This window comes from Sphaerospermopsis sp. FACHB-1194 (genome assembly GCF_014696235.1).
Taxonomy (GTDB): Bacteria; Cyanobacteriota; Cyanobacteriia; order Cyanobacteriales; family Nostocaceae; genus Sphaerospermopsis; species Sphaerospermopsis kisseleviana.
In genome coordinates this window covers 100586-121016 of record NZ_JACJPU010000004.1, presented here as the reverse complement: position 1 = coordinate 121016, position 20431 = coordinate 100586, and the positions used below count along the sequence as shown (strand labels likewise).

Annotated in this window: 19 protein-coding genes; 14 read left to right on the top strand and 5 right to left on the bottom strand. The window is 38.1% G+C overall.

The features are described 5' to 3' along the window. Positions 1–22: 22 nt before the first annotated feature. On the bottom strand, positions 23–2233 hold the full coding sequence (locus H6F45_RS04065; protein ID WP_190346530.1) for a cation:proton antiporter: 2211 nt from the start codon (positions 2231–2233) through the stop codon (positions 23–25). 578 nt (positions 2234–2811) lie between these two features. Between H6F45_RS04065 and H6F45_RS04060 the strand changes: the two genes are divergently transcribed. Beyond that, positions 2812–4506 (top strand): ABC-F family ATP-binding cassette domain-containing protein, encoded by a 1695-nt coding sequence (locus H6F45_RS04060; protein WP_096570340.1) that lies wholly within the window; start codon positions 2812–2814, stop codon positions 4504–4506. Between the two features lie 331 nt (positions 4507–4837). Here the strand turns inward: H6F45_RS04060 and H6F45_RS04055 are convergent, their stop codons facing one another. Both H6F45_RS04055 and H6F45_RS04050 read right to left on the bottom strand, forming a co-directional pair. Further along, complete coding sequence (locus H6F45_RS04055; RefSeq protein ID WP_190346529.1) at positions 4838–6025, bottom strand: hypothetical protein; 1188 nt, start codon at positions 6023–6025, stop codon at positions 4838–4840. Continuing rightward, positions 6000–6767: a DUF4347 domain-containing protein gene (locus H6F45_RS04050; RefSeq protein ID WP_190346528.1), complete on the bottom strand. Its 768-nt coding sequence runs from the start codon at positions 6765–6767 to the stop codon at positions 6000–6002. The genes H6F45_RS04055 and H6F45_RS04050 overlap by 26 nt, the downstream gene beginning before the upstream one ends. 273 nt (positions 6768–7040) lie before the next feature. Between H6F45_RS04050 and H6F45_RS04045 the strand changes: the two genes are divergently transcribed. From H6F45_RS04045 to H6F45_RS04020, 7 genes are all read left to right on the top strand, one after another. Next, entirely contained in the window at positions 7041–7337 is a 297-nt protein-coding gene (locus H6F45_RS04045; protein WP_190346527.1) for a hypothetical protein, read from the top strand. A 17-nt stretch (positions 7338–7354) separates the two neighbouring features. Beyond that, positions 7355–7759 (top strand): type II toxin-antitoxin system VapC family toxin, encoded by a 405-nt coding sequence (locus H6F45_RS04040; protein ID WP_137665983.1) that lies wholly within the window; start codon positions 7355–7357, stop codon positions 7757–7759. A gap of 257 nt (positions 7760–8016) precedes the next feature. Next, entirely contained in the window at positions 8017–9615 is a 1599-nt protein-coding gene (gene gpmI / locus H6F45_RS04035) for a 2,3-bisphosphoglycerate-independent phosphoglycerate mutase (protein ID WP_190346526.1), read from the top strand. A gap of 91 nt (positions 9616–9706) precedes the next feature. Beyond that, a complete protein-coding gene (locus H6F45_RS26885) occupies positions 9707–9838 on the top strand; it encodes a hypothetical protein (RefSeq protein ID WP_268932381.1) in 132 nt (43 codons plus the stop codon). After that, positions 9825–10058, top strand: coding sequence for a preprotein translocase subunit SecG (secG, locus tag H6F45_RS04030; RefSeq protein WP_096570332.1), 234 nt, complete (start codon positions 9825–9827; stop codon positions 10056–10058). The genes H6F45_RS26885 and secG overlap by 14 nt, the downstream gene beginning before the upstream one ends. Positions 10059–10196: 138 nt before the next feature. Further along, positions 10197–10931, top strand: a complete 735-nt coding sequence (locus H6F45_RS04025; RefSeq protein WP_307722494.1) for a peptidase — start codon at positions 10197–10199, stop codon at positions 10929–10931. A 235-nt stretch (positions 10932–11166) separates the two neighbouring features. Then, positions 11167–12558, top strand: a complete 1392-nt coding sequence (locus H6F45_RS04020; protein ID WP_190346525.1) for an amidase — start codon at positions 11167–11169, stop codon at positions 12556–12558. Positions 12559–12706: 148 nt separating this feature from the next. Here the strand turns inward: H6F45_RS04020 and H6F45_RS04015 are convergent, their stop codons facing one another. Both H6F45_RS04015 and H6F45_RS04010 read right to left on the bottom strand, forming a co-directional pair. Next, positions 12707–13183 carry a hypothetical protein gene (locus H6F45_RS04015; protein WP_190346524.1) on the bottom strand — a complete coding sequence of 159 codons (477 nt, stop codon included), beginning with the start codon at positions 13181–13183 and terminating at the stop codon, positions 12707–12709. 21 nt (positions 13184–13204) lie between these two features. After that, entirely contained in the window at positions 13205–13531 is a 327-nt protein-coding gene (locus H6F45_RS04010; RefSeq protein WP_190346523.1) for a cupin domain-containing protein, read from the bottom strand. Between the two features lie 163 nt (positions 13532–13694). Here H6F45_RS04010 and ispG point away from each other — a divergent pair, with 163 nt between their 5' ends. The 6 genes from ispG to H6F45_RS03980 all read left to right on the top strand — a co-directional run bounded on the left by ispG (position 13695) and on the right by H6F45_RS03980 (position 20415). Further along, positions 13695–14921, top strand: coding sequence for a (E)-4-hydroxy-3-methylbut-2-enyl-diphosphate synthase (gene ispG / locus H6F45_RS04005; RefSeq protein ID WP_096570327.1), 1227 nt, complete (start codon positions 13695–13697; stop codon positions 14919–14921). A 214-nt stretch (positions 14922–15135) separates the two neighbouring features. After that, a complete protein-coding gene (gene ctpC, locus H6F45_RS04000; protein ID WP_190346567.1) occupies positions 15136–16419 on the top strand; it encodes a carboxyl-terminal processing protease CtpC in 1284 nt (427 codons plus the stop codon). Between the two features lie 350 nt (positions 16420–16769). Next, positions 16770–18344, top strand: coding sequence for a serine/threonine-protein kinase (locus tag H6F45_RS03995; protein ID WP_190346522.1), 1575 nt, complete (start codon positions 16770–16772; stop codon positions 18342–18344). A 221-nt stretch (positions 18345–18565) separates the two neighbouring features. After that, positions 18566–19117 carry a restriction endonuclease gene (locus H6F45_RS03990; protein ID WP_190346521.1) on the top strand — a complete coding sequence of 184 codons (552 nt, stop codon included), beginning with the start codon at positions 18566–18568 and terminating at the stop codon, positions 19115–19117. Continuing rightward, on the top strand, positions 19114–19665 hold the full coding sequence (locus H6F45_RS03985) for a hypothetical protein (protein WP_190346520.1): 552 nt from the start codon (positions 19114–19116) through the stop codon (positions 19663–19665). Before H6F45_RS03990 ends, H6F45_RS03985 begins: the two co-directional genes overlap by 4 nt. 144 nt (positions 19666–19809) lie before the next feature. Then, positions 19810–20415, top strand: coding sequence for a hypothetical protein (locus tag H6F45_RS03980; protein WP_190346519.1), 606 nt, complete (start codon positions 19810–19812; stop codon positions 20413–20415). Positions 20416–20431: the final 16 nt, after the last annotated feature.

Genomic DNA, 20431 nt, shown 5'->3' with positions numbered 1-20431 from the left:
GTGCCGGAGGCACTATTACGAATTACGAATTATGTATTGTTTCTTGGTAGCTAGTTTCTAGTAGTAGGGAACTCAGATGAGAGGTAACTTGACTATAACGACGGGTTATAAGTAGGGAAGAACGACATTGAATAGCAAGTTCATCTGTGTATCTTCCTAAAGTTTGTCTTTCAATACCCCAAGCGCGACTAGTACCAGCAATGGTTAAGTCAATATTTTCTGAGGCTGCAAGTACGGCTGACATGGGTTCTGGATCGCTGATGGTTTTGATTTCTATGCGATCGCGTACATTGGCTGGTAGTTGGGAAATCATTCCGTTTAATTCATAACTTAATTCATCTTGGGTTTGATTTGCTGTTAAGACTTGTAAAATCTGCAACATACAGGTATCACGGTTGATGAGTAGTCGCAGGGCAAGGATCAGGGCTAAGTCATCATGGATATTTGCAGAGTAGGGAACTAGCAAATTTTCCAGGCGATCGCCGCCTCTATCTATGAATACTGCTACATCTACTGGTGCGGTGCTGAGAATTTGTCCAACTCTACCACCTAAGCGATTATTACTAAAGGCTGGACGATGCCATCCTACCAGTATTAAGTCAGGCTGTTCTATTTGGGCTATTTGGGCTGTTTCTCTAGCGACATTGCTAGATATGCGAACGATAGGATGGATATAAGAGCGAATGATTGACGGTTCTAGAGTATCAATTAATTCTTCTAGTTGGTGACGACGCTCGGTAATTAAGCGGTTAGCTTCTGTGGGTGTATTTTCAAAACCGTAGTCTTCCTCTAATTCGATTAAACTGAGAGGATTGATCACAGCAGGTTGTCGATAGTTGAGGGCGATCGCTACTGCTAATTGCACTAAACCTTTCTGGGTGCTGGGGTTGGCTACAGGTACTAAAATCCGATATGGAGTAACAAAAGATTCTATTGTTTCTATTGTTTCTATTATTTCTGTGTTTGTATTTGTCTCTTGTTTTGGTTCTGGTTCAACAACATCTAATTTAATTAACTGTTTGGGATAAGTCCATTCTAATAATGGTGATGTCATAAATGTTGTTACCAAAGCCATCACTACCAACATGGTAAATAGCAAAGGTGATATTACTCCTAATTCCAAACCAATATTTAAAACAATTAATTCTGTTAAACCGCGAGTATTCATTAACCAACCCAGGGCTGATGCTTCGCGGTTATTAATGCCACTGAGACGGGCTGCAAAATAAGTACCAAAATACTTTCCTGCTATGGCTACTCCTAAAACTAATGCACATAGTAACCATAATTGTGGACTGTTGAGTAAACCGATTTGTGTTCTTAAACCACTATAGGCAAAAAACACAGGGAGAAGAAAAATTAAGACGAAATCTTCAGTTTTTACAGCTAATTCTCTGACTAATTCGGCATTTTTGGGCATGACTGCACCTAATAAAAATGCGCCGAAAATCAGGTGAATACCAATAAATTCAGTCATGAGAGCAGATGCAACTACTCCCATATAAATTAACGCTAGAAGAAGTTGGCTTAACTTTCCTGTGCGGCGATAATGGGTAAGAAGATGTTTGAGAAACCACCGCCCTATGGTGAACATAAAACCAATGTAGATGAGGCTTTCAAAAATGGTGAGGATAGCGTTTTGATTGATGCTACCATTACGAGCGACTGCGATCGCTATTGCTAAAATACACCACGCTGTTACATCATCAACGGCGGCGCAAGTTAAAGCTAATGTTCCTAATTTTGTCCCTTGTAAATTATTTTCGGTGATAATTCTGGCCAATACAGGAAAAGCTGTGATTGACATTGCTGCACCTAAAAATAAAGCGAAGGCGTTAAAAGATACACTAGCATTAGAAATGAGTGGATACAACAGCAAAGATAAAACCGCAGCTAGGGAAAACGGCACAATTATGCTGATATTGGAAATAATAATCGCTGATTTTAAATTACCGCTGAGATATTTAGGATTTAGCTCTAAACCTATCAAAAACATGAAAAATATTAGTCCTACCTGAGATAAAACATTCAGGAAAGGTAAGGTTTCTGGAGGAAACAGTGTAGCTGCTGCATGGGGAGCAATGAAACCAAATAATGATGGTCCCAACATGATACCAGCGACAATTTCACCGATGACTAATGGTTGTTTAATTGATTTAAATGCCAATCCTAGTAACCTTGACATTCCAATTACAATTAACACCTCAACCAGAACGAGAATAACTGTGTGCATAGTTTCCTCTTGATTCTTCGGGTTCCCTAAGATGATTCTTTAAAGGATGGCAAAATGTCAACCTTGTTAGACACAATACAGGTGTATTCTATTAATTTTGATGTAAATTATTGTTAAGTAACAAAAAGCTGTCAGGAGTCAGGAGATTGGCTTCGCCACGCTTCGCGAACAAGGAGTCAGAAGTCAGTAATGAGCTATCAGTAATTAATAATTAATAATTAATAATTAGTAATCAGCTAATAGCAAGAATTGAAAAGTTTTAATTTCGTGAAGTTTTAATTTCCTAAAGTTTTAATTGCGTGCATTTTATCTGCATCTGTTTCTTTTCATTCTTTGTATTTAAATATTTCAGGTACTGACGTAAACCGACGGAAACCGACGGAAACCGACGGCTAAATGCTGACAAAAAATCAATTCTTTCTCCTGACTCCTGACTCCTGACTCCTGATAGCGAAGCGTGGCGAAGCCATACTCCTGAACTCCTGACTCCTAAATTCTTGTAAATATGTCGTTAAATTTTGTTAAGATTGAGTGTGGCGTTAGCTTTACCCTTATATCCCCTATCTGAGAGATATTTCATGTTGCGACTGGAACACATTAGTAAAATTTACCCTACAGGCGAAGTTTTAAAGGATATCAACTGGGAAGTTAAACCAGGTGATCGCATTGGTTTGGTTGGTGTTAACGGTGCGGGAAAGTCTACCCAACTGAAAATTATCTCTGGGGAAATAGAACCCACTGCGGGGGAAATTATCCGCCCTGCTAGTTTACACATAGCATACCTGAACCAAGAATTTGAAGTTGATCCGACGCGGACAGTTAATGAAGAATTTTGGACAGTTTTCAAGGAAGCTAACGCAGTTCAGTTAGCTTTGCACGAAGTACAACGGGAAATGGAAACCGCCACCCTAGAGGAATTAGATAAACTGATTCATAAGTTAGATAAATTACAGCGTCAGTTTGAAGCCTTGGATGGTTATGGTTTAGATGCTCGCATTGGTAAGATTTTACCGGAAATGGGCTTTCAAGTAGAAGATGGCGATCGCCTAGTGAGTGCTTTTTCTGGTGGTTGGCAAATGCGGATGAGTTTGGGTAAAATTCTCCTACAAGAACCAGATTTATTACTACTAGACGAACCGACAAACCATTTAGATTTAGAAACTATTGAATGGTTAGAAAATTACCTGAAAAAGTTACTCACTCCAATGGTCATAGTTTCCCATGATCGGGAATTTTTGGATCGTCTTTGTACACAAATTGTCGAAACTGAAAGAGGAGTTTCTAGCACTTACCTGGGTAATTATTCATCATATCTGCAACAAAAAGCAGAAAATGAATCTGCACAATTGAGCGCCTTTGAACGCCAACAAAAGGAATTAGAAAAACAACAAGCATTTGTAGATAGATTCCGCGCTAGTGCAACTCGTAGTACCCAAGCAAAAAGCCGAGAAAAGCAACTAGAAAAAATTGAAAGAATTGAAGCACCAACCGCAGGAGTTAGAACCTTACATTTTCGCTTTCCCCCCGCACCTCGTAGCGGTAGAGAAGTAGTAGAAATTAAGGATTTAACCCATACTTATGGTGATAAAATTTTGTTTTTAGGTGCTAATTTGTTGATTGAAAGAGGTGATAGAATCGCCTTTTTAGGTCCCAATGGTGCTGGAAAATCTACACTTTTGAAAATGATTATGGGTGTAGAACCATACACAGAAGGAACTGTGAAACTAGGAGATCATAATGTTATCCCTGGTTATTTTGAACAAAACCAAGCGGAAGCATTAGATTTAAATAAAACTGTCATGGAAACCATACATGATGAAGTTCCCGACTGGAAAAATGAAGAAGTCCGCACTTTGTTAGGAAGATTTCTATTTGCTGGTGATACAGTATTTAAACAAGTGGGTGCTTTAAGTGGAGGAGAAAAAGCTAGGTTAGCATTAGCGAAAATGCTGTTAACACCTGCTAATTTAATCATTTTAGATGAACCTACCAACCATTTGGATATTCCCGCTAAGGAAATGTTGGAGGAAGCATTACAAAATTATGATGGTACTGCCATTGTAGTATCTCACGACCGTTATTTTATCTCCCAAGTTGCAAATAAAATTGTGGAAATTCGGGACGGAGAATTTCGGGTTTATTTGGGAGATTACCATTATTATTTGCGGAAGATTGAGGAAGAAAAGGAACAAGCAAAGTTAGCTGCAATAGAAGCGGAAAAAGCAGCGAAGAAAGCAGCAAAATCAGCAAAATCCGCAGCGAAGAAGAAGTAGGTTTGTTTTTAAAAACAAGTATTTGTGAGTCCCTGACTTTTTTTAGTTGGGGATTTTTTTGTCTGAATCAGGATGTCCAGGATTTCAGGATTTACAGGATTGTTATTGTTTAATTTTCTGTTGTTATCAGGATTTAAAGATAAGAGAAAATCGCACGCAATCTCCGTCAGGAGATCCCGCAGAGTAGACGCAAAGGAAAACCAGAAATTTAAAAATCACATCCTGTAAATCCTTTAATCCTGGTTATCCTGATATGGCTTGCGCCACGCTGCGCTATCAGAGAAAATAAATCATTTGGGCTGAATTATATCTCTATAAGTTCGTAAGCTGATTAACTAAACAAGAAATTAGCACCAAACAGGTTAACATTCACATCAGCAGCAATAAATCCTGTTGTACCAGATAAAGTAGCCAATAACTGACCAGTACCAAAACCAGCATTACCAGCAATATCATCAGCAACGCGCAGTTGTGTACTTGTTCCTGATGTGAAAACGTCAATATTAGTTATACCCGTAAATTTGATTTGATCACCAGATGCACCCCGCACAAATTGATAAACCGTATCTACACCATCACCCAACACATAGTTAACAACATCAACTAGAGTATCAGCACCAACATAGAGGCTATCATTACTTAAACCACCTGTGAGAGTATCAGCACCAGTACCACCTGTAAGAGTATTAACTCCGGCATTACCTATGATACTATTATTCAGTTCATTACCAGTGCCGTTAATTGCTGTTGTACCTTGTAAAGTCAGGTTTTCCACATTGGCAGTTAAGGTATAAGTAACCGTACTATAAACAAGATCAGTTCCTTCATTCAGGTTTTCAGTAATGCTATCTGCTGTGCTATTGACATAGTAATAATCATTACCTAAACCACCTTTGAGGGTATCTGCACCAGCACCACCTTTAATCAAATCATTACCAGCAGTACCAGTAAAGTTGACTGCACCTGCAAACTGACTCAAATCAAAGTATTCAAACCCCAATACCGTTGTACCTGTGATATTGGCAATTTGATTTGTGGTACTATTAGCATTAATAGTCAGGCTATTAGTAGCTGTTCCCCCAGTGATAATGAGGGTATCTGTACTAATACCACCGTTAAGGCTGTCATTGAGAGTTGGCACTGCGGGATTACTGATGTTAATGATTTCTAGTCCAGAATCACCAGCAGCAACATAAGCGTAATTACCGACTACTTTCACACCATAAGCAATACCGGATGTTTGATAACTACCCTTGAGGGTGGGAGCAGCTGGGTTGCTAATATTAATGATTTGCAGTCCTGCATCACTAGCAGCAACATAAGCATAGCTCCCTACTACTGCCACACCAAAAGCATAACCCGATGTTTCATAACTTCCTGTCTTTGTCAATGAAGAGGGGTTGCTAATATTGATAATTGTCAAACCTCTGAAGTCACTAGCAACATAAGCATAGTTACCAACAACTTGTACAGCCCTAGCCAAAGCAAGTGTACTATAAGACCCTGTTAAAGCTATCACCTATGGTTTCGCTGCCATTGTGGATGTAGCTCAGACGGTTGTTATTGATGTCATCCTGGGTAAATTTGCTGTTCAGGGCTAAATTAACGCCATTTAAGCGTAATGTGCCATTTGTAGGTAGTGATTTCAGGGTGTAAATAAGTTGAGCATCGGTATTGTCTGCATCTGTTGTCCGCAGCATACTATTGGTAACGATGATGCTGCTGCCTTCGTTAACTGTGAAGCTTTTATTTACCAGTACGGGGGCTGCTAAAACACCTGCATAATGAGCCATTGCTGCTGCGGTGAAGACTGGGTTAGGGGTGAATTTACCCAAGGTAATTTCTAATTCCCAATTTCCTCCTAATACTGCATTGCCGGTTTTTGTTGTTGATGCGCTAATGGTTGCATTGGTAATCTGATATAATTGGCGAATAAATTCTTCTCCAGCATCACCAGCAGCTAAATTACAACTATAGAGAAGAATATTTTTAACGTTCCAATTGGCAATGAGTAATTTATAAGTTTGTAAGTTTTCTAAATTCAGCTGACTATTGCCTAAATATAAGCATCCCGGCGTTCCGTGAGCAACTATATGTATGGTGTTAACTTGGGGATGCTGTTGTAAAACTGCGGTAATTTGCTCAATTCCGTTGTGATTTGGGTTAAGGATGCTTGTTTCTACACCTTCAACAACTCCCGTCTGTAGGGTTTCACGATCCGTAACAGAGGAGTCAATAAAGACAACAGTTGCATTTATCATAACTGTTGACCTCCTGATATTGTGTTTTTTCTAGATATTTCTCTATAGGTTGGTCATGGCCTATCTATATTTTTTATTTTACCCGGCTTTCAATGAAATCACTCTATAATACATAAAAAAACACACATCTTATTATTAGTTAATATATTATAGCTTTGTTCAATCTCATGAGGTATACCTAACTTCTTTACTGTTCCCTGTTCCCTAATTAAAAATGATATAATTTTAATACTTAAATTTTATAGTTTAAATTTATAACAGGAGGATAATATTATGTTATCAACAAACATTGAGCAAGAATCCGTGATTAAGAGAGTTGAGAAAGTGGTATCTATTTTAATGGAAGAAAATCCTATATTTAAAGAGGATCTTGATTATGCTGCAATAGTGAAACATATATTGAAAATTGTTCAGGAAAATCTCACACCTGAAAGATTTAATAATATGTCTGATGAAAAGTTAAAGGAAAATTGTGATTTTGTGATGTCAACAGAAGTATTATCCAAAATTGGGGAAGATTTGACACCTGAACAAATGGCTATTTTTGATGAAGCAATTAAACGTAAGTGAGTGAATAAGTAAATATTATGGGTTATTTGTTAGATACTAATATTGTTTCTTTAGCGATTAAAAATGATTTTCGCATCAAGCAAAGGCTACAAGTCATCAAATTTGAGGGGATAGATATTTACATTAGCTGTATCACCTATTTTGAAGTGAGAAGAGGTTTTTTAGCGTTTGATGCTCCTAAACAAGGAGAAAGATTTAACCAACTTTGTCAAAAATATCCGATAATTTTTCTAGATGATTTAGCGATTTTAGAAAAAGCTGCGGAAATTCATGCGAATTTAAGATTAAAAGGTTTACCGATTCAAAGTGAAGATGTTTTAATTGCGGCTACAGCGATAATTAAAGGTTTAACCGTGGTTTCTAATGATAGTGATTTAGCAAGAGTTGAAGGTTTAAGTTTAGAAAATTGGTTACAGGGATAACAGTCAAACTCCTGACTCCTGACTCCTGTACGGGCGTTCGCGAAGCGTGCTGGAAGCATCAGCATTCGGAAAATAGCCTTCTCATAAAATTGATAATTGGTCGCCCGAATGCTTCGCCCCTACGACTCCTAACTTCTGCCTCTTGACTTCTAACAGCTATAACTCCTGCAAATACTATCTTTTCCAACTTCTTTCTTCAACTAGCGGTTAGTAGTGGTATCATTCGGTTATTACAAAAAGTAAAGGGCAATTTTACTATGACCAAAGCACCTGTTGCTCCTGTGGTGCTAGTCATTTTAGATGGATGGGGCTACTGTGAGGACAAGCGAGGAAACGCGATCGCTGCCGCTAAAACTCCCATTATGGACAGTTTGTGGGCGGCCTACCCCCACACCCTCATTCGCACTTCAGGAAAAGCCGTAGGGTTGCCAGAAGGTCAAATGGGCAACTCGGAAGTTGGTCATTTGAATATTGGCGCTGGGCGTGTCGTCCCCCAAGAACTGGTACGCATCTCCGATGCGGTTGAAGACGGTTCTCTGGCCGCTAACCCAGCACTTGTAAACATTTGCCAGGAAGTGAAATCACGAAATGGCAAGTTACACTTGATTGGGCTTTGTTCTGACGGTGGGGTACATTCCCACATTACCCATCTCTTTGGGTTACTGGACTTAGCCAAATCACAGCAAATTGCTGATGTATGTATTCACGCTATCATGGACGGGCGTGATACTCTTCCCGCAGATGGAATAAAAGCCATCGCACAACTGCAAGATTATATAGACCGCGTGGAAATAGGGCAGATAGCCACTATTAGCGGTCGTTATTATGCGATGGACCGCGATCGCCGTTGGGATCGAGTCCAACGAGCTTATGATGTAATGACGCAAGAAGGCGCTGGCAACGGAAAAACAGCGTTAGAAGTCTTGCAAGCCTCTTATGCTGAAGGCGTAACCGACGAGTTTATTGTTCCCATCAGAATTACTCCTGGCGCAGTTGCACCTGGCGATGGGGTGATCTTTTTCAATTTCCGTCCCGACCGCGCCAGAGAATTAACTCAAGCTTTTGTTAGTGTTGATTTTCAGGGTTTTGAGAGACAGCAAATTACACCTCTGTCTTTTCTGACATTTACCCAATATGACCCAGAGTTAACTGTCTCTGTGGCCTTTACTCCCCAGAACTTGACGAATATTCTGGGTGAAGTGATTGCAAATCATGGTCTAAAACAGTTCCGCACGGCAGAAACGGAAAAATACGCTCATGTCACCTATTTCTTTAATGGGGGACTAGAGGACCCATACAAGGGAGAAGATCGGGAACTGGTCAGCAGTCCAATGGTAGCCACCTACGATACAGAACCCGCAATGTCCGCCCAGGCGGTGACAGATGTGGCGATCGCTGCCATTGAAAAGGGTATTTACTCTTTAGTAGTGATGAACTACGCTAACCCTGACATGGTAGGCCACACAGGAAAAATAGAAGCTACAGTCACAGCGATTGAAACCGTTGACCGATGTTTAGGCAGACTTATAGAAAGTGTCGGCAAAGTTGGCGGTACAATGCTAATTACAGCCGATCACGGTAACGCTGAGTATATGGCAGATGAGGATGGTAATCCTTGGACGGCACATACAACTAACCCCGTTCCCTTCATTTTGGTAGAAGGGGAAAAAGTGAAAATACCCGGATATGGTGCAAATGTTGACTTGCGACATGATGGTAAGTTAGCTGATATTGCACCCACTATTTTGGATATTTTACAAATTCCTCAACCAGAAGAAATGACTGGTAAATCTCTACTAAGAGCCGCAGAATATGATTTACAACTTTCTCGTACTCCTGTACAAGTAGGGTTGTAATCTATTTCTCTTCTTTGACAGTTAACTTTTCACAGTTAACTGTTTTTTAGAGGTAATGGGTAATGGGTAATGGGTAATGGGTAATTGGTAATTGGTAATATTATCCCAGTCACCAGTCACCAGTCACCAGTCACCAATCATCAAATTTTTAATTAACCGTGTTACGTTAAATAATATTCAAGATCATCTTTGGGAATTTTTAATTACGTATGTCGATTACTAACATTGTGCAAGGAATTTGGGCGTTTTCTGCCTTAGGTTTAATTGTCCTGGTTTTACTACATAGCCCTAAAGGTGATGGTATCGGTGCTATTGGTGGCCAAGCTCAACTCTTTAGCAGTACCAAAAGCGCAGAAAATACATTAAATCGTGTCACCTGGGCGTTAGTAGTAATTTTTCTCGGTTTAACAGTGGTTTTAAGTGCTAACTGGCTACCTAAATAAGTAAAACCTAGATAAGTAAAAATGGGAAAAATATCCCAAAAATCAATATCCAAAACCCAAAATAGAAATCATCATTTTTTTGGGTGGAAATTATTAACAGTTCTGACTTTATTCATAATTTCAGGACTGTTAGTTATTTTGACGAATTTTCATACTCAAGCCAAAGAACCTAACCCCCAACCCCGTTCCCTAGCAGGGAAGGAGACTATAATTTCCCCTTTCCTTGTAGCAGAGAGGTTAGGGGAAAAATCAATACAAAAACCCCATCCTTTACCACTAAGTTTAGAAAAATGGCAAGATCAAAATAATAGTGGTGATTATTTTGAGCAAATTCAACCTACAAAATATGGTTATTTAATTTGGTCACATTTCCCGATTAAAGTAAATATTGAAACTCCTACAAATATCAATCAACAACAAGCGCAAACATGGGTAAATCAAGTTTCACAAGCTATTAAAGAGTGGAATAATTTTTTACCTTTAGAATTAGTAGAAAATTCAGAAATTACTGATATTAAAGCTGATATTAAAATTATGCGTCAACGTCCACCTTTACAAATAAACCCCATTAGTAAAATTCCCCGTGCGCGTTCTGCATTAGCGACATACGAGTTATATAATCAAAATAATTTTTTATTACACCGTTTTACTATTTTATTAAGTCCCACTCAAACAGGGGAACATTTGCAAGCAGCAGCACGTCATGAAATGGGACACGCTTTAGGAATTTGGGGTCATAGTCCCGTAGAAACTGACGCACTTTATTTTTCTCAAGTTCGTAACCCTGTATCTATTTCTAGCAGAGATGTGAATACTTTAAAGAAGATTTATCAACAGTCTACAAGTTTGGGGTGGTCAAGTGTGAAAAAGTAATATAGTAGGAGTCAGTGGTTCGACTTACTTCGACTGCGCTCAGTACAAGTCGCTCACCAACCGGAGTCAGAAGTCAGGAGTATATGCCTATTTTAGTAAGACTTTCATGATAAATTGATGTCTTAACTACCCTGTGTTGGGCTATAAGTTAATATTTGTGAAATATGGAAGATTTATAACTTCTGATAGATGTATAAAATTTAAAGTTGCAAATTTAAAGTTGCAAATTACAACAATGAATGAAACTGATTTAGCTTTTACCCCAGCTTTAGAGTTAGCACAATTAATTCGTCGTCGGGAAGTTTCACCTCTCGAATTGACAGAACTATATTTAGATAGAATTTCTCGCTTCAATCCCCAATTAGGAAGTTATTTTACTGTCACAGCAGATTTAGCTATTGCTGACGCTAAAGCAAAAACAGAATTACTCACAACCGCTTCAGAATTACCGCCATTTTTTGGTGTTCCCATTTCTATTAAAGATTTAAACGCCGTAGCTGGTGTTACTTGCACTTACGGAAATCCAGCTTTCGTTAAAAATATCTCTAACTATGATGATGGCGTAGTGAGCAAGATTAAACAAGCCGGTTTTACAATTTTGGGAAAAACTGCCACGTCTGAATTAGGTTCTTATCCTTACAGTGAACCTACAGGTTTTCCCCCAGCTAGAAACCCTTGGAATTTAGAATATACTCCTGGGGGTTCTAGTGGTGGTGCTGCGGCCTCTGTGACAGCAGGATTATGTGCGATCGCTCAAGGTTCAGATGGTGGTGGTTCAATTAGAGGACCTGCGGCTTGTTGTGGTGTAGTGGGAATTAAACCAGCAAGGGGAAGAGTCACACAAGCACCGGTAGGCGATCGTATGGGAGGAATTGCTGTTCATGGTCCCATAGCTAGAACTGTATCAGATGCAGCAGCCATGTTAGATGTGATTTCTGGATATATTACCGGAGATCCTTACTGGTTGACAAATCCAGAACCTTCATTTTTAGCAGCAACCCAAGTAAAAACCCAGAAGTTAAAAATAGCTTTTAGTACCAGTATTACTCCCTTGGGAGATGCTGACACAAACTGCAAACAAGGAGTATTAAAAACAGTTAAATTATTAGCAGAAATGGGACATGAAATAGCAGAAAAATGTCCTGATATGAGTGGTTTAGTAGCACCATTTCAAATAGTATGGCAATCTGGAGTAGCAGCAGCAGGAATACCCCTAGAAGCACTGCAACCATTGAATCAATTTTTATTATCTAGAACCGGTTCTGCGGGTGAATATTTGCAAGCTTTAGCACAAATGCAGATAGTTTCCCGGCAAATTGTCGCCTTTTTTGATAATATTGATGTGTTAGTATTACCGGTTTATTTGCACTCACCCATTAAAGTTGGTGAATGGCAAAATTTAACCCCAGAAGAGACATTTCAAAATATTATCAAATGGGTTGCACCTTGTCCAGTAGCAAACGCAACAGGATTACCTGCAATAGCGATTCCTGTAGGTTTTGATAGTAATGGTTTACCCCTGAGTGTGCAATTAATAGGTAAACCTGCGGACGAGTCTACTATTATTAGTTTAGCAGCACAATTAGAAACCGCTAATCCTTGGATTCAACATCGTCCAAATCTCTGAGTTAGTGTTAATAAGATGGTAATGTTGTCTGAATCAGGATATCCAGGATTTCAGGATTTACAGGATGGTCAGCAAAAATCAATCAAGTTTTTCCTAAAATTCTGTAAATTTTTAATTTTGACAGCAATTACGAATTACGAATTACGAATTACGAATTATTCTGTCTTTTATCAACAACCAAAACTAAACAAAGTGCAGCAACCGCTTTTTCCCATTCCTGACGAACTTTGACATCTTCCACACCATCAAATAAACTAACTAAACGAGGAACAGCTTCTTCTAAAGCTGCTGGTGGAACTGGATGATGTAACTCAACGAGGTGATTTAAACTTTCTTGATGATGGAGAAAATTAATTACCCATTTTGTTGTATGATCTGGACTATCAGGAACACGCTTAACCCCTAATTCGTTTTTTAACCAATGATAGAAAAGCGGTAAATTTTCAGCTAAAACTTGTCCTGCTGTGGGTAAAGTTTCACGCAGTAATTGAATATCTAAACTGTCTAATTCTTGTTTTAGTGCTTCTGATTTCAGTACCTCATCTAAAGGTGTAGAAAGTATTGCTTCTATTTCTGATTGAGAAAAATCTAAATGCTGAGTAAAGGTAGAAATTGCTGTTAACATTTTCCAAACCTCCCAAAATGATTAATTAATATCTGCTGACCTTTCAGAAAGTGTGAGCAGAAATGATAAATTAGATTCAGCCTGTAACGCATGAGGGGCATTAGCAGGCATAAAAATAAAAACTCCGGGTTCGAGTAGAATTTCTTCTCCTGATAAAGTTAATAAACCTCTACCTTCCAAAACATTGACAGTAGCATTGCGTGTAGAGGTATGTTCAGAAATTTCCGTATTAGCTGCTAGACAAAAGAGAGTATATTGACAAACTGTATCTTTTGCCAGCACCTTGCTTAAAACTCCCTCACGGGGATATTCAATGTGTTCCTGTAATCGAGTGACAGTAGGATTCATATCAATAGCGTTGAACCTATCAATACCATTTAATAAATGCTAACAAAATGAAGTTGGAAATTTTCCACTTCACCACCCAAAAGAGCCTCAACTATGGCAATCTGAGAAACATAACCCCTTGCAATCTGATATTTTAGCTACAGAAAATCTACCTGTTGAGGCTATGCAAACCCTACCACCCCTTGAAACTAACAACATTACATCCAGTCAACCCGTCTTTGACACCACCATCAAACGCCGCAAAACTCGTCCTGTCAAGGTAGGAGATGTCACCATTGGCGGAGGCTACCCTGTGGTGGTACAGTCAATGATTAACGAAGATACCCTCGATATTGATGGTTCTGTAGCAGCTATTCGTCGTCTTCATGAAATTGGCTGCGAAATTGTCCGCGTTACAGTTCCTAGTATGGCTCATGCCAAAGCCTTAGCAGAAATTAAACAGAAATTAAAGCAAACTTACCGTGATGTTCCCATTGTTGCCGACGTGCATCACAATGGCATGAAAATTGCCCTGGAAGTAGCTAAACATATCGAAAAAGTACGTATCAATCCAGGGTTGTATGTATTTGAAAAACCCAACACCAACCGCACCGAATACACAAAAGCCGAATTTGACGAAATTGGCGAGAAAATCCGTGAAACCTTAGAACCCTTGGTAGTTTCCCTAAGAGATCAAGGTAAAGCTTTGCGGATAGGAGTGAATCATGGTTCGTTAGCAGAAAGAATGCTATTTACCTACGGTGACACTCCCGAAGGAATGGTAGAATCTGCCTTAGAATTTATCCGCATTTGTGAATCTTTGGATTTTCGCAACATCGTTATTTCCATGAAAGCTTCACGAGTTCCCGTCATGGTAGCAGCCTATAGGTTAATGGCCAAACGCATGGATGATTTAGGCATGGATTATCCTTTACATTTGGGTGTAACCGAAGCCGGAGATGGGGAATATGGCAGAATTAAATCTACTGCGGGAATAGCTACATTATTAGCCGATGGTATTGGTGATACAATTCGCGCATCTTTGACAGAAGCACCAGAAAAAGAAATTCCCGTTTGTTACAGCATTCTGCAAGCTTTAGGTTTGCGGAAAACAATGGTTGAGTATGTCGCTTGTCCTTCTTGCGGAAGAACTTTATTTAACTTAGAAGAAGTGTTACACAAAGTCCGGGAAGCAACCAAACACCTAACAGGTTTAGATATTGCCGTCATGGGTTGTATTGTCAACGGACCAGGAGAAATGGCCGATGCTGACTATGGTTATGTAGGTAAAAATCCTGGTTTTATTTCTTTATACCGTGGCAGAGAAGAAATCAAAAAAGTTCCAGAAGATCAAGGTGTAGAGGAATTGATCAATTTAATTAAAGCTGATGGACGTTGGGTAGATCCTTAATTTGGGGAATGGGGAGTCGGGAGTCGTAGGGGCGAAGCATTCGGAAAATAACCTTTTCATAAAATTGAGAATTGGTAGCCCGAATGCTTCGCCCGTAGAGAAGTCGGGAGAGAAATATTTTTCCCCTATCACCCATCACCCATCACCCATCACCAAATCCTGTGTTAGATTGGGCATACTGACAATAGATTTTCCCTCTGACATAGATGTCATTATGGTGATTACAAAAAGTAGACTTGTTTTAGGTGCTACAGCAGTGACGCTTTCTACAATTGCTGTTACTAGTCTTGGTATTAATTCCCGTGGTCAGGCTTTGTTTAAAGCAAGTCCCAAGGAATTGGTAGACGAAGTTTGGCAAATTGTTTACCGTCAATATGTAGACGGGACTTTTAATCAAGTAGATTGGCAAGCTGTTCGTAAAGAATATTTAAGCAAGTCCTACAGTAATCAGCAGGAAGCTTATACATCCATCCGGGAGATGCTGAAAAAGCTAGAAGACCCTTATACCCGGTTTATGGATCCAGAGGAATTTAAGAGTATGCAGGTTGATACCTCTGGAGAATTAACAGGTATTGGTATCACTATCAGTCAGGATGAAAAAACAAAGGAATTAGTTGTAATTTCCCCTATTGAAGATACACCAGCTTTTAAAGTAGGAATTTTAGCTAAAGATGTCATCTTAGAAATTGATGGCAAAAGCACTAAAGGCATGGATACTAACCAAGCTGTATCTTTAATTCGCGGTGAAGCGGGAACTCAGGTCAGACTGAAAATTCTCCGAAATGGTCAGCAAAAAATATTTGACATCACCAGGGCGCGAATCGAAATTCATCCGGTTAAGTTTGCTGAAAAACCAAGTCCAGCAGGTAATATTGGCTACATTCGACTGAATCAATTCAGTGCTAATGCTGGCAAAGAAATGAGAGATGCCATTAATAAGTTAGAAGCTAAAAACGTCACTGGTTACGTTTTGGATCTGCGTGGTAATCCTGGTGGTTTATTATTTTCCAGTATAGAAATCTCCCGGATGTGGTTAGATAAAGGTACGATTGTTTCCACTATTGATCGTCAAGGTGAGCAAGAACGGGAAATAGCCAGAGGACGTGCTTTAACTAATAAACCTTTAGTAGTTTTGGTGGATAAGGGTTCTGCTAGTGCTAGTGAAATCCTGTCCGGTGCTTTGCAGGATAATAAACGGGCGACGATAGTGGGTACACAAACTTTTGGTAAGGGTTTGGTACAATCTGTGCGTCCGTTGGAAGATGGTTCTGGTTTAGCGGTGACTATTGCTAAATATCATACTCCTAGCGGTAAAGATATTAACAAGCACGGTATTGACCCTGATATCAAAGTAGATTTAACTGATGCCCAAAGACAAGAGTTGTGGTTAAACGAACGTGATAAACTGGCTACTTTAGAAGATCCCCAATTTGCTAAAGCTTTGGAAATTTTAGGTAAACAAGCTGCTCAAAATACTACAACAACTAATAAGAATTAAATTGTCAGGAGTCAGGAGTCAGTAGGGGTTTAGCAGTGCTAAACCCGTACAGGAGTCAGGGGGAAAAGTGGGCAGCTTTTGATGGTTGTAATGTCTATTCCTGGGATTTTCTTCCCCTTTTTATCCCTGAATCCCTTGATTCAGTTTTGTATTTATATGCTTAATGGCACGCTGCGGGAACAGCAGACGTTACTTATTTTGTTATTTATAGTAAAACCAGTTGCCAAAAATACGACAACTATGTTAATCTACTTAGAGTATATTTAAACATATTATGATTACTTTATATTCTTAATTCCTGTACTGGTGATGAATAACAGTCATTTATTGATGGGGCGGATTTTTGCGCGATGTCCTATTGTATCAATCCTCACTGTGCCAAACCTGCTGATCCTGCAAATGCAAATAATCCTATTTGCTGTAACTGTGGGTCACAAATACTACTGCAAAATCGCTATCGGGTACTTAAACAACTAGGTCAAGGTGGTTTTGGTAACACTTTTGAAATTGACGACGGTGGAAAAACCAAAGTTTTAAAAGTGCTGACTGAGAATAACCCCAAAGCTGTGGAACTGTTTCAACAAGAAGCTAAGGTTTTGAGTCAGTTAAATAGTGCAGGTATTCCCAAAGTCGAAGCAGATGGTTATTTTACGGTTTTACCTAAAAATAGTTCTGTACCATTGCACTGTTTAGTAATGGAGAAAATTGAAGGGGTAAATTTAGAGCAATGGATGGAAATTCGCAATTATCAACCTATTACTGAAACTCAAGCTATCCATTGGTTGAAACAAATTGTAGAAATTCTGGCTTTAGTACACGCTCAAAAATATTTTCATCGTGATATTAAACCTCAGAATATCATGCTGCGACCTAGTGGGCAACTGGTTTTAATTGATTTTGGTGCAGTGCGACAAATCACCACCACAATTTTAGCGGGAAACTCCCATACTAGAATTATTTCCCAAGGTTATTCACCACCAGAACAACAAAACGGTTATTCTGTACAACAGTCTGATTTTTTTGCTTTGGGACGGACTTTTATATTTTTACTGACAGGTAAAGAACCACAGGATAAAGCTATTTATGATCCTCTGACTAATGAGTTAAATTGGCGAAAATATGCAGTTAATATTTCTCCTGTTTTAGCAGATTTAATTGATAACTTAATTGCGCCTACCGCAAATCAGCGTCCTGAAAATACAAGAGTTATTTTACAGAGATTAAAGGAAATTGAACAAGGTTTAAATCAAGTTCATATTTTCAGAAACACTACAAAGATTCAATCTAAAAATAGTGCTTCTGGGACTGTTGCAGTGAGTCCAGGTAAACCAGTCACAACAACGGCTAAACCAATTCAGAAAAAACATAAACCTTGGCAATGGTTAATTAGTTTAGGTGTGGGATTTTTTGCTATTGCTGCATTGAACCAACTTAATAATAAAATTATTGTCGAAGTTAGGGAAGATCGGGATAAACTTTACAAAGCAGAAGATTTAGCAAAAAGTCCCAATGTAGATAATTTACTCAAAGCTATTAGATTAGCTGAGGCGATTAAACCTGAAAGTTATGTATATCAAGAATCCCAAAAGTTAAAATCTGAATTTGTTATAAAAATACTCAAATTAGCACAGGAGAAAATGAATGAGAAAGATGCAGATACAGCATTAGAAATTGCTAGAAAAACTCCGCCTATTGCTGAATTACAATCAGAAATTGATGATTTTATTGTTTTGGGTGAAGCCCAAAGAAGTGCTTGGATAGGTACGGTTGCTGGTTTAGAGAGCGCCATTTCCCAAGCTCAACAAATTGATGCTTCTAGGGAAGTATATATTAAAGCACAAGAATTAATTGCTCGTTGGCAATTGGAAATTGAATCTCGGTTAGAAAAAGAAAAAGAAATAAAACCGGAAAGAGCATTATGGTAATTTTTAGGCTGATCTAATAAACTATAACAATCATATATAATTAAATCATTTATAATGCTTCTTTTTCTTCTCTTTGTATCTTATCTTCGTGTCCTTCGTGTCTTCGTGGTTCGTTAAAAATTAGTAATTTAGTAGGTTGGGTTGACGCAAGGAAACCCAACAACAATCACAAACAGCACATAATAGTAATATATAAAAATCTGAAAAACTAAAATTAAATCATGACCACAGATGCAGAATATCAAGCAAGAATTACCAGCTATAACTGGGATGATTTAATCAAATTATGGTCAGAAATTAAAGCAAAAAAGACCTCAAACTTTTGGGATGCAGGTAAAGCATTAGAATATCTGGTATTACGTGCATTTCAACTTGATGGTGCAGAAGTAGCTTGGCCTTACATCGTCAAAATTCAAGATAAAATAGTAGAACAAATTGACGGAGTAATCTATACAGATAGCCTAGCCTGTTTGATAGAATGTAAAGATACAAGTGACGAGGTTAATATTGAACCTATAGCTAAACTAAGAAATCAATTGCTACGAAGACCAGCATCAGCTATTGGTAGTGTGTTTAGTCGCAGTGGATTTACAGAAGCAACAGTAACATTAACTGGGTTTATTTCTCCGCAAACTATTCTACTATGGGGAGGAGAAGAAATTGAATATTCACTCACAAATAAATGTATATGTAAATTCCTAGTCAAAAAATATCGTGTTTGTGTTCAAAAATGTATACCTAATTACGACATTACAACGGAGATTTTCTCATGACACTAGCATACATCCTGACAGAAAGTGATAAAGATATAGAAATTTTACAGAAATTGCTACCAAAAAATTTAATTCAAGATATTAAATTTATAGCAGGTGCAAGTTCTTACAGAGCGCGTTCTTTAGCTAGTTCACTACTTGCGACTCAAAAAATACCTGTTTTTCTTATTATAGATGCAGTTACAGATAACCCATCTAAAGTATTTGAAAAGAAAGATTTAATTAATTATTTATTACGTCAAGTATCTTCAGGTATTCCTTTTCAAATCTCCCTTGCTACTCCTGAAATAGAAATTATATTTCTCCAAAATAAACCATTAATTGAAAAAATCGCCCAACGTGAATTTAATGATTTAGAATGGCAACTTGCCCAAAGTAAACCCAAGGAATTTTTAGAAACAGTATTAGGTAAAGAAACATCAATCAATGAGAAAATATTTAGTAATATCAATGATGAAGAAATTAAAATATTACAACAACATCCATTAATTCAAGAAATAATCACTTTCTTGTCATCACTTACTAAATCTTCCGTAGCAATAAATTAATTATTCTCATGTATGATGGTAATAAACATCCTGTAAATCCTCAAATCCTGGATATTATCTTGACTTACTTCGACTGCGCCCTTCGACACCGCTCAGGACAGGCTCAGTACAGGTCGCTCGATAACCACCTGATTCAGACAAATTATGACTCGTAGAAAAATATTATCAGAAAATCAATCCTACACATTCCGATCTTACTTTGAAATGACCTATGAAGCTGATGAAATATTAGCAGAATTAGGTTATTCTTTACTCAGAAGACATATTGATTTACCTAAAAGTAATCATCCTTTAGAAAGATTAGAAGAGTTAAAACAAAGAATTGAAGAATCTTTAACTCTAGTCAGTTTAAGTAGCGAAACAGCACGACGAGAAACTTTAGTAGCACCTACATTATTAGAAGTTGCTCGTTATTGTCAATGTCAAATCAGAATCGAGTATCCATTATCTGTGAATAATTGGTTAAAAGGTAATTTAGATTATTTCCTAAAACGAAATCCCGGTTTATTAGTAGTTGAGGCAAAAAATGATGATTTAACACGAGGTTTTACTCAGTTAGCTGTAGAATTAATTGCTATTTCTGAAGTTGAAGAAGGTGATATTTTTTATGGATGTGTAACTATTGGGGATGCTTGGCGTTTTGGTAGGTTAGATAAAACAAATCAGCAAATTTTTCAAGATATCTCATTATATCGTATTCCTGATGATTTAGAAGATTTAATGAGAATTTTGTTAGGAATTTTAGAATAGTATGATTACAATATTT